Source organism: Photorhabdus sp. P32, assembly GCF_038085095.1.
Taxonomy (GTDB): Bacteria; Pseudomonadota; Gammaproteobacteria; order Enterobacterales; family Enterobacteriaceae; genus Photorhabdus; species Photorhabdus luminescens.
Genome location: NZ_JAZGJN010000158.1, coordinates 1 through 5,755, shown reverse-complemented (window position 1 = coordinate 5,755; position 5,755 = coordinate 1). Strand labels below are relative to the sequence as shown.

Annotated in this window: 5 protein-coding genes; 4 read left to right on the top strand and 1 reads right to left on the bottom strand. The window is 32.1% G+C overall.

Going from position 1 to position 5,755, the window contains the following annotated elements; all coding sequences use genetic code 11:
• Window positions 1–413: 413 nt before the first annotated feature.
• Both V2H77_RS01285 and V2H77_RS01280 read left to right on the top strand, forming a co-directional pair.
• A complete protein-coding gene (locus V2H77_RS01285) occupies window positions 414–2,273 on the top strand; it encodes a DEAD/DEAH box helicase (RefSeq protein ID WP_341497352.1) in 1,860 nt (619 codons plus the stop codon).
• The gene (locus tag V2H77_RS01280; RefSeq protein WP_341497351.1) at window positions 2,270–2,695 is read left to right on the top strand and encodes a hypothetical protein; all 426 of its coding nucleotides are present in this window, start codon (window positions 2,270–2,272) and stop codon (window positions 2,693–2,695) included. Before V2H77_RS01285 ends, V2H77_RS01280 begins: the two co-directional genes overlap by 4 nt.
• 250 nt (window positions 2,696–2,945) lie before the next feature.
• Here V2H77_RS01280 and V2H77_RS01275 read toward each other — a convergent pair whose 3' ends face one another.
• Window positions 2,946–3,845, bottom strand: a complete 900-nt coding sequence (locus V2H77_RS01275; RefSeq protein WP_341497350.1) for a DNA-3-methyladenine glycosylase family protein — start codon at window positions 3,843–3,845, stop codon at window positions 2,946–2,948.
• Between the two features lie 154 nt (window positions 3,846–3,999).
• Between V2H77_RS01275 and V2H77_RS01270 the strand changes: the two genes are divergently transcribed.
• Complete coding sequence (locus tag V2H77_RS01270; RefSeq protein ID WP_341497349.1) at window positions 4,000–4,380, top strand: hypothetical protein; 381 nt, start codon at window positions 4,000–4,002, stop codon at window positions 4,378–4,380.
• A gap of 32 nt (window positions 4,381–4,412) precedes the next feature.
• The gene (locus V2H77_RS01265; RefSeq protein WP_341497348.1) at window positions 4,413–4,916 is read left to right on the top strand and encodes an alpha/beta hydrolase family protein; all 504 of its coding nucleotides are present in this window, start codon (window positions 4,413–4,415) and stop codon (window positions 4,914–4,916) included.
• The last annotated feature ends 839 nt before the right edge of the window (window positions 4,917–5,755 follow it).

The window sequence follows — 5,755 nt, the reverse complement described above, 5'->3', positions numbered from 1 at the left end:
TGACTCATCGGCTCGTGTTGAAATTAGAAAATCCATTTTTAATTTATGGGTAAATCTTATAGAATGTATGAAGATATAGCATCATCATAGTCATTTCTTTACATGGTAAAATTATTAATAAAAATTAAATACTGTAAGATATTATTAGGTTTTCATTAGAATAGATAACGTAAATAAAATAATTATCAACGAGAGTGTAAATCAATTTATTTAAAATACGTGCTATTGGTCACGATATGTCGACTATTCTATATAGATATGAGTTTAATGTTGGTTACATTGAGATATAATTAGTATGTGATTCATGGAATAGACGACTATTCTCTTTATGAATGCAGAGAGATATTGCAGTGATATGCAAGTAAATCATTTTAATATTTATGGCGATAATTGTTGGAATAAGGGAAGTATGTATGACTTATTTTTTTAATACAGCAGTTAATATTGAGGGAAATAAGAAATTAAGAACGCCTCAAATTGAGGCATACATCAAGATTAGAGACTATTTTAGTCAACCAGATAATAAAGAAGCATTAGTAGTACTACCTACAGGTACAGGGAAGAGTGGTTTGATTTCTATTGCGCCATATGGCGTATCAAATAAAAGAGTTCTCATTATAACTCCTGGGCTTGTTACTAAAGATAGTATACGAAAAACGCAAGAGGTTTTAGAGGATAATTTTTGGGTGAATTGTGATGTTATATTTAATAGTAAAGATATTCCTGTGGTGAATGAATATCTTCAAGATATCAGTGATGAGCATTTGTTTGCCAGTCATATTATTTACTCTAATATACATCGAGTATCAAGTAGGAGAGAGACAAGCCTAATAAGTAGAGTACCACAGGATTTTTTTGATTTCATTATTATTGATGAGGCTCACCATGCTCCTGCGCAGAGTTGGCGTGAGGTTTTAGGATATTTCTGTGAAGCTAAGATACTTCATGTTACAGGAACACCATATCGAGGTGATAAGCAAGAAATTCCAGGAGAAAAAATACATGAAACTCCTCTTTCAGAGGTTATGAAAAATAACTATGTTAAATGGTTAAGAAAAGAGACAGTTAATGCCCATGAGTTGTATTTCTCTATAAAAGAAAATGAGGAGGTTAAGTTATCAAAGGAAGAGGTATTAGCATTTAAAGATAAAGAGTGGATAGAGAAAAGCGTTGCTCTGTCAGAGGAATGCTCAAAAGATGTTATTGAATATAGCATATTAAAATTAAATGAGTTAAAGAAATTATCTAGTAAGGTGCCCCATAAAATATTGGCTGTAGGTTGTAGTATTTCTCATGCAGAAGATTTATATCATTGGTATAAAGAAAAGGGATTAAGTTCTATTATTGTTCATAGTGAAATGTCTTCTGAGGAATTATTTAGAGCTTTTAGGGATATTGAAAATCATCAATGCGATGTTGTAATTTCAGTTAATATGCTGATGGAGGGTTATGATCATAAGTACTTAAGTATTCTGGCTATATTCAGGCCATATAGAAGTATTAATGCATTTGCGCAAGTGGTTGGTAGAATATTGCGTGTAATACCTGATGATGAAATAACAGCCTTTGAAATTGATAACAATGGATTAGTAATATTCCACGAAGAAATTGGACTGAACACAATGTGGAATGTATTTCAGAAGGAAGTTGATAGAGCTAAAAGAGGAAGTGTCCGGGAATATACATTTAGTGATAGAGAATATATTGAGAGAGAAAATTCATTAGCTAGTATAAATAGTGAGGGTGCTTTTGTTAGTGACAAAGATTCATACCTTGACGATATAGATTTTAATGAATTATTTGAGAGAAAGAGAGCAGAGATAAATGCATCAGTATCCGAAAATATAAATAAAATTATTCAATCGGGAGTAGATCTACCATTAGATGTACTTGAAAATTTGAAAGATTCTCTTGTAGAGAATGAAATTCGTGAAGCTGCTAAATTAATAGACCCTGAGTTGATAGAGAAGCGACCTGCGCAAGCAAGAAAAATGATGAGACAAATCTTGAGTACACGAATACAGGATGAGGTTGCTAATCTTTTGATTGAAAATGGTATTGATGAAAAAGGCTCTGAGCTTTACCATGTTTTTAATCGCTATATTCTTAATCTAAAGACAACGGATGTTAATGATGGTATTGTTGTTCGCTTCATTAATAGTAAATTATCCAAGATATACGGGACGGTTAAGGATCGGGATAATAAAACATTGCTAAAATCAATAGATGCAATAGCGGGGATACTTGAAGAAGTTAAGAGGATGATACGATGATCGACTCATTAAAAGTAAACGAGATTATAGAAAGAATGGTAGCCTTTTGTTTGGTGAGAGGTGTTCAACCCGATGAGCTCATAACTGCTATTTTTGAGAGCGAATACGACAGCATTGAAACCATAAAGAAATCTAATGATATCCATATGATTATCACCTATAAAGAAAATATAGATAACGAAGTGAATATTATTAAAATGAAATATGTATATAAAGAAAATAAACAATTACAGAAAGTAGAGCAAAAGATAAATGCGGGGGCTTATAAAGTTCAATGGGATAGAGCTGAGAAATTAGACTCTATTATTAATGAACTTATAGAGGTTATTGGAGCAGATAACAGAATTTTAGCAGATATTAAGGAAAAGATTCCGGCTGAGTTTCGAAGTATTGTTTACCCTAAGCTAAAACTTGTTTGCTAAATATGCACTGATAAGGAGGAAAATCCTCCTTATTTTATAGACAAGATTGTCGATATTATATTTAGGAGTTTTAGAAATCTAATAAATTACCCAAAAAGTAAATGAGTAAATATTACAATATTTTGATGCCCAAAAAACCTTGAAAGCCCTATCGTGGAATTTCTATGCACAAAAAGAATTATTTTCAGAGTTAATCGTTCAATAGCAGCGATGTACCATACCAACTACAAAATGAAAACTAACAACAACATCAATATCCTGCACTTGATTCTTGTCGCCATAAATGCGCGGCTAATAGAGCTTTCCAGGGAGAGAAAGCTGCCAGCCATTTTTCTGCTTGTTCTGCGGAAACTTTTTCATTTTGATTAAACAATTTTTGGATATTACGTCTTACTGCGACATCACCATGTAATGAGCCATTTAAATAGTTGAATCCTCGTAACAGGGAATAGTTAATTGTCCACATACCAATGCCTTTTATCGCGAGTAAATTATTTGTTAGCTGCTGAATATCTTGCTCATCATCAGAGATTGCTAATGTTAATTTGCCAGATTCAATTAATTGACTTAAGCGGATCAATGCATTAGCTTTGCTGGCAGAAAATCCGCATTGGCGTAATTCCTCTTCTGAATGATTGAGTATTTGTTTGAATGTTGGAAAACACCATAGTCCAGAAGAATGCTGAACTCCCACGGTCTGGATAAATCTCCTCCGAATAGATATAGCAGCACTGACGCTAATTTGTTGGCCGATAACCGCCCAACTTAATGCTTCAAATGGTGTAGCCGATTGATAAATTCTTAAACCTGATTGTCTAGCAATCAGTGAACCAATAATCGGGTGTTCTTGATATAAACACTCAAATAGATGAACAGGTTGTAGAAGCCCTAGCATATGTGATGCTAAAGCAGATAAGCGCTCATCAGAGTCTGTTGTGTTACCATCAATCTTGAGTTGTATATGTGCGTTTTTTGCATTAATAGCGATGGTTAATTCCGCAGGCTTGCCATCCCATATAATTCCTTTTTGAACTTTATTCTGTTCCACAATTTCAGAGATATTTTGTTTATCCCTTTGATGAAATGCGAAAAAATCGTGGGTATGATAATTATCGGGTAATATGATTTTTGTGGATAAAGTTGTTGTCATTTCTTCTCGCCAAATGTATGGATGTTTTAATGATTATAGTTAACAACTGGGGTAAAAAAACTCTGAGCCTTGCTTTCGAATTTTAAAACTTTTTCTGACAGGAACAATATCGTCAATTTGTGGTCTTTGTATATGTCAGTTAAAGGAGAGATTAATGAAAGCATATTGTTTTAATTTACGACAGAGAATTCTGACGTCTGTTCTGCTTTTTTCATGTTGTATAGGTTTCGCTTACTCAAATACAAATACGCATAAACAGTTTTTCCGTCATGATGGTAGTGAAATAACTTACTATCTTAAGCAAAGAGGTGGTAAGAATCTATTAGTGCTAATACAGGGCTCTGATTGTAATAGTATCGCTAATAATAAGTTTGTGAATGACACGTTCAGTGATATTTATCCTGATAGTGACGTTCTAACTGTGGAAAAATATGGCATTAATGCATCACTCCCTTGGTCTGATGCTGTTGAACGTTCAGATTGCCCCAAGGCTTATATGAGATTGAGGATTATATTCAGATCATTGGTGATTTGAAACATCAGAATAAATATAACAAGATCATTATATTGGGTGGCAGTGAAGGGGCAATAGTTGCTAATTTAATTACATCACAAGTCAATTATATTGATAAAACTGTGTCACTGAATGGTGGAGGTCGGTATTTCGCTGATGATGTTATTCATAGTATGAAGAGTGAGATACCACCGGAGTATATCGATGAAGAAATTAAAGGATTTAGGGATTTTCAGCAAAAAGTAGCGACTGGGAATAATATGGATCACGTAGAAATGAGCAATCACGGTGCTAATTGGTGGAGAGTCTCACTTGGTATTGATCAATATAAAGTGTTAAGTCAGACTAAAAGACCTATATTGATTATTCAAACACTAAATGATAATTCAGTCAGCGCTAGTTCGGCGATAAAAATGGAAGAGCAATTAAAGAAAGATAATATTACCTTTTATCAATACCCGGGTCTAAGTCATGGATTTAGAAATAGTGAAGGTATTTTGCAGATTACTCCTATTGTTGAGGATATAATGAATTGGTTATCCAGGGATTATAGATAAGCCTCGATCATTTAAATAGTGTTAATTCGTCTGTTTTTCCATATGGGGGAATGATATTAAGTTTGATAATAAAGGCGTGGTATAGTTAACATTGACACCACGTTTTTATAATATTATTTCGGCATAGTAATTGTTGTTAGTTTCATATTTACTTTGATTAAAGTAAATCTATTTCACTGAGGGTGGTTATATTTAATTTTTAATAAATAATAAAGTGATAATTAATGTCTCATGGTCAATTTAATAAGATAATTGTTTGAGATTTATTTTATATTCTTGTTGTTATAATGGGAAGATAGAATGTTATTATAATGCTGCTTATAAATCATCACTTGATTAATATACCGCTTGTTATTTCCACAAAATATAGTATTAAAATGTTATAAATTATCTCTGTTTTTGAGATGATGTTATCGATTTTATCTTTTAACTCGTAGAGGGAAATAGCTGTTTATTCCTCATTATTATTCATGTCTGTCATTATGTTCAATGGAAAAAATTACTGAAATATCCTGTTCATTACAGGATATCATATCTTTTTTATTTTTTGTTGGGTAATAAAATATTGATTTTAAATTAATTAAATTTATTTTTTTATTTTATTGACAATACATTAATGGCATCTATAGTTATATGTATTAGATAAAGCGTCAATATGGCATAAAAAATGCTGTATATGTTATCTAAGTGCTGGATAAATTCCTGATAAACACCTTGTTTTCTAGTGAAAATGGTTACAATTTCATATGGTCAAGATGAATAGCTTATTATATGTATTCTGGAGTGATATAAGTTATTTATCAACGGGTTAGATTAAATTTTGGAGTTTATATTATGAT